This is a genomic window from Methylobacterium aquaticum (genome assembly GCF_001043915.1).
Classification (GTDB): domain Bacteria; phylum Pseudomonadota; class Alphaproteobacteria; order Rhizobiales; family Beijerinckiaceae; genus Methylobacterium; species Methylobacterium aquaticum.
Genome location: NZ_LABX01000327.1, coordinates 1 through 1106 on the forward strand (window position 1 = coordinate 1; position 1106 = coordinate 1106).

Here is a 1106-nt window from a genome sequence, read left to right on the forward strand (position 1 = left end):
CCTGGGCGATGACGGGGTCGTGCATTTCGACGCCGCCGGAGTGGTGACGGACGTCGCGACGCTCGACGCCACCCTCGGCGGGGACGACGTGATCGCGGCCGGCGAGGGCGACAACGTCGTGGTGGGCGGCTCCGGCAGCGACCAGGTGACGACGGGCTCGGGTGCGGACGTGATCCTGGGCGATGCGGGCGAGGTGAGCGTTGCGGCCGGTCGCCTGGTGCGGATCGCCACGACCGATCCGACGCTCGGCGGCGACGATCGTATTGCCGCCGGCGCCGGCGACAACCTGGTGATCGGCGGCTTCGGTGCCGACACGGTCACGGCGGGGGCGGGGGCCGACGTGGTGCTCGGCGACAACGGCTTCGTGGTGTTCACGGACGGTGTGCGCAGCCAGGTCGTCAGCACCGATCCGGATGCGGGCGGGGCCGACAGCCTGGCGGCGGGCGACGGCGACAACATCGTCATCGGCGGTGTCGGCGGCGACACGATCACGCTCGGGACCGGGACCGATCTGGTGCTCGGCGACGACGGCCAGGTGGTCGTCTCGGCGGGCGTGCGGTCGGTGGTGGCGAGCCTCGACCCGCAGGTCAGGGGCGACGACCGCATCACCGGCGGCAACGGCGACAAGGTGGTGATCGGCGGGGCCGGCAACGACGGCGTCACCCTGGGCCACGGCGCCAGCATGGTGCTGGGCGACGCCGGCGTGGTGCGCTTTGCGGCGGGGATCCGGGCGGAGGTGAGCAGCACCGATCCGACCGTGGGCGGCGGCGACACGATCGTGATCGCGGGCGGCGACGCGGTCGTCCTGGCCGGGATCGGCGGCGACGCGGTGACGACCGGAGCGGGATCCGATCTCATCCTGGGCGATGACGGGGTCGTGCATTTCGACGCCGCCGGAGTGGTGACGGACGTCGCGACGCTCGACGCCACCCTCGGCGGGGACGACGTGATCGCGGCCGGCGAGGGCGACAACGTCGTGGTGGGCGGCTCCGGCAGCGACCAGGTGACGACGGGCTCGGGTGCGGACGTGATCCTGGGCGATGCGGGCGAGGTGAGCGTTGCGGCCGGTCGCCTGGTGCGGATCGCCACGACCGATCCGACGCCCG

General features: G+C 73.7%; 1 protein-coding gene. It reads left to right on the plus strand.

Annotated features, from left to right (window positions below):
• The coding region (locus tag VP06_RS37520) for a calcium-binding protein (protein WP_048467708.1) at positions 1-1106 on the plus strand (1106 nt) is incomplete at both ends.